This window comes from Porphyromonas somerae DSM 23386, from assembly GCF_000372405.1.
Taxonomy (GTDB): Bacteria; Bacteroidota; Bacteroidia; order Bacteroidales; family Porphyromonadaceae; genus Porphyromonas_A; species Porphyromonas_A somerae.
In genome coordinates, this window is sequence record NZ_AQVC01000077.1 from 1 (window position 1) to 3,605 (window position 3,605).

A 3,605-nucleotide genomic window follows, 5' to 3' on the forward strand; every position below is an offset into this window, starting at 1 on the left:
GTCATAAGACAAGTTGTATGGTGAAGCATTACCTATTGTGGAAAAGGAATTAATGATATACTCATAATGGTGGTTGCGTACGACACCAAAATACCGCCATTATTCGAATGATAATAAGTTCTATGTGTAAGTTTAATCAATTTTTACGAGATAATGATTTCAACTAAACTTGAAATCATTGTTGATTTGATATTTTTTTCTAGTAATTGAAGTTTCTTATGGGCACTTGCATTATTTACTAATAAGGGCTTGCCAAATCAGTGATTGGCAAGCCCTTAAACTAATGATCGTGGAGTAAAGGGTTACTCGATACGGCGAGCACCGTCGGAGATAACCACGTTGTATACCTTAGGTTCGTGGCCAAACTTCTTGGCAAAGCGTTCCTTGGCAGTCTCTACAAAGAGGTCTTGAAGCTCTTCCTTTACTAAGTTGATGGTGCAACCACCGAAGCCACCACCCATCACTCTCGAGCCAGTTACTCCGCACTCCATGGCTATCTCATTGAGGTAGTTAAGCTCTTCGCAGCTCACCTCATAGAGTTGGCTCATACCTTTGTGCGTTTCGTACATCTTCTTGCCCACTGTCTCGTAATCGTCCTTCTCAAGGGCTTCCGAAACGTCCAGTACGCGTTGGATCTCCTCCACCACATACTCTGCACGCATATAATCTTCGTCCGATACCTTTCCCTTGTAGCTCTCAAGTAGCTCCATAGATACATCTCTTAGGAAGGTTACCTCGGGGTGATCCTTCAGGATTACCTCTACCACACGCTCGCAAGAGTGGCGGCGGTCGTTGTAGGCACTATCAGCAAGATTGTGCTTCACTACAGTATCGAGTAGCACCAACTTATACCCATCTGGGTGGAAAGGAAAGTACTTATACTCCATGCTGCGGCAGTCAAGACGCATCAGTGCCCCCTCCTTGCCGTGGATAGAGGCAAATTGATCCATGATGCCACACTTTACCCCTACGTAGTGGTGCTCGGTACGCTGACCCACTTTGGCAAGCTCCATCTTTTCGATCTTCTTCTCACCAAATAGTTCGTTGATTGCGGTAGCATAGCAACTTTCCAATGCTGCTGATGAAGACATTCCTGCCCCTAGAGGCACATCGCCAGAGAAGGCGGTGTTGAAGCCTTTTACCTCTACCCCTAGCTTCTCCATTTCTTTGCAAACGCCGTAAATGTACTTTGCCCAACTGGCGGTGGGGGCCTCGGTATCAGTGAGATCAAACTCTACATAGTCCTTGAGGTCAATGGCGTAGGCCCTTACCTTTTGGGTGCCATTGGGCTTGATCTCTGCCAAAATACCTTTCTCTACCGCTCCTGGAAATACAAAGCCTCCATTGTAATCGGTATGCTCACCGATCAGATTGATTCGCCCTGGGGCAAAGTAAATGTATCCTGTGGAGCCATCAAAGTGCTTGATAAAACGGCTCCTTACAAATTCTATATCTCTCATATATTCATTACATTTCAGTGGTGACCCCTGTATCTGTTTTCTTTACCTTGTGTCCGGAGATAGCGTAGTAAAGGATAAATAGCTCACCCAGTACTACAAAGAGCCAAGTGGGGTTCCAGCTTCCGATAGCAGACTTGAGGATTCCCTGAATTACTGGGAATAGAGCTCCACCGAAGCATCCCATCATCAGCACACCTGACGCCTTGGAGGTGTATCTGCCTAGACCATCGATAGCAAGTGCAAAGATAGCAGGCCACATGATGGAGTGGAAGATACCCACTCCGCAGAGGAACCAAGGTATCTTGGTGATCATTGCTAGCACAATCAGAAGGATGGCACCCGACGCTGCAACCAATAGTTGGAGCTGTGCACTCACCTTGTTGAGGAAGCTACTTGCAAATCGGCCAACCAATAGGCCACCCCAGTAGAGTGAAGCCATCAAGGCAGCATCCTTAAGGGCAAAGCCGAGGTCGCCCTGAGCAAATAGTACCACGTTGGCACCAACGCACACCTCTACTCCTACGTAGCAGAATAGAGCAATCAGACCTAGTTTGAGGTGACTAAAGCTCCAAACACTCTCTGGCAGATGCTCACTCTTGCCACCTCCACCTGCTACCTCTGGTAGGTGAATCTTGGTGAGTGAGAAGGCCAATGCTGCTACGAGCACTAGGAGAACTAGGAAGGGGATGTATAGGCTATTGAGGCTAATATCTAGCCCGTCCTTGCCACTAAAGATCACATAAGCTACAAAGATTGGCCCTAGTGTGGTCATCAATGAATTACCAGTACCTGCAATGCTCTGGCGCTGAACACCTGTAGTGCCTTTCACATCGCATGCAACGATGTAAGGATTGATCACCGCCTGTAGATAGGTGAGTGCCGTACCAGCCACAAAGGAGCCTAGTAGGAATACCCAGTAGGCCACTGGAATCACCATTCCCTTGGTGTAGAGTAGTCCATTGTACTCTCCATTCACCTCTTGGACTTGGAAGTTGCCAGTCAGAGCTGCTTGAGCCTGGGCTGCCTGAAGTGCGTCACCAGGAGCTATGCCCTCTTGCTTTGTGAGGTCTTCAATACCTCTTGCCTCATCAATAAATCCTTGGAATTTATTGATATCTACATTGTCAAATACCCATGCAGAGCTCATGTAGATTAGAAATGAGATGCAAAGGATGCTCAGCCCTAGTAGAAGGGCAGGCTTGTAGCCTTTCTTGCCAATATAATTGGCACTTGCTGGTCCCATCACTAGGTAAGCAAGGAAAAAGGCGAAGTTGAGAGAAGTCGCTAGTGTGTCGGCATTGGCGCCACCTAGCAGTAGGTAAGCAGCCTTCATAGGGGCTTGGAACTGCTGATTGAGATTGGTAATCAATCCCACCAATGCCATCAAAACTACCATGATGATAAAAGGCACCAGGTAGTTTTGCTGTGTCTGTTTAGTTGTTGTTGTCATTGGAATTAGTCTATTATTAAAGTATAAATATATTACTCGATGGTATTGAAGCTAAAGATAGTTTGGCTTCTAAAGGTCTCGCCTGACCGGAGTAGAGTAGAGGGGTACTCTGGCTTATTGGGACTATCGGGATAGTGTTGTGTCTCAAAGCAGACTGCTGAGCGTGCTGGGTATCTGCTGTCGCCCTTGCCACGCATATTTCCGCTCATCCAGTTGCCTGTATAGAGCTGCATTCCTGGTTGGTCGGTCTTAATCTTCATCTCTATGCCACTCTTAGGACTAGAGCAGACGGCACAAAGTCCCATTTCACCTAGCGGTTTATCTAGGATAAAGGTGTGGTCGTAACCCCTTGCCCAATTGAGCTGATCTATATCGGTATCTATCCGCTCACCAATAAGGTGCGGCTCTATAAAATCAAAAGGAGTGCCGGCTACCGCTTCAGGCTTTCCATAAGGAATAGCCGTCTCATCCGTTGGTAGGTACTCCTTTGCATTGATCAAGAGTGTGTGGTCGTGTACCGAAGGATCGCCCTCTCCAGAGAGGTTGAAGTAGGCGTGGTTGGTGAGGTTGAGCACCGTTGCCTTGTCGGTCGTTGCTTCGTACCTCAATTCCGCAGGCTGAGTTTTTATTGCTTTAGTCGGGTACTTATTGATTGTTTTTTCTTGTGTCCCGACTTTTTTAGCAGACTAAAGGCT

General features: G+C 47.1%; 2 protein-coding genes and 1 pseudogene. All 3 read right to left on the minus strand.

What is annotated here, in order from left to right:
* Positions 1-302: 302 nt before the first annotated feature.
* A complete protein-coding gene (galK, locus tag A3GK_RS0109915) occupies positions 303-1,460 on the minus strand; it encodes a galactokinase (RefSeq protein ID WP_018029294.1) in 1,158 nt (385 codons plus the stop codon).
* A 7-nt stretch (positions 1,461-1,467) separates the two neighbouring features.
* Entirely contained in the window at positions 1,468-2,910 is a 1,443-nt protein-coding gene (locus A3GK_RS0109920; RefSeq protein ID WP_018029295.1) for an MFS transporter, read from the minus strand.
* A 32-nt stretch (positions 2,911-2,942) separates the two neighbouring features.
* Positions 2,943-3,512, minus strand: a pseudogene (locus tag A3GK_RS10865) (aldose epimerase family protein); the annotation flags it as partial.
* Between the last annotated feature and the right edge of the window lie 93 nt (positions 3,513-3,605).

Coding starts and splice junctions, on each gene's coding strand:
- A3GK_RS0109920 (WP_018029295.1), bottom strand. CDS start 2,910: ATGACAACAACAACTAAACAGACACAGCAAAACTACCTGGTGCCTTTT.
- galK (WP_018029294.1), bottom strand. CDS start 1,460: ATGAGAGATATAGAATTTGTAAGGAGCCGTTTTATCAAGCACTTTGAT.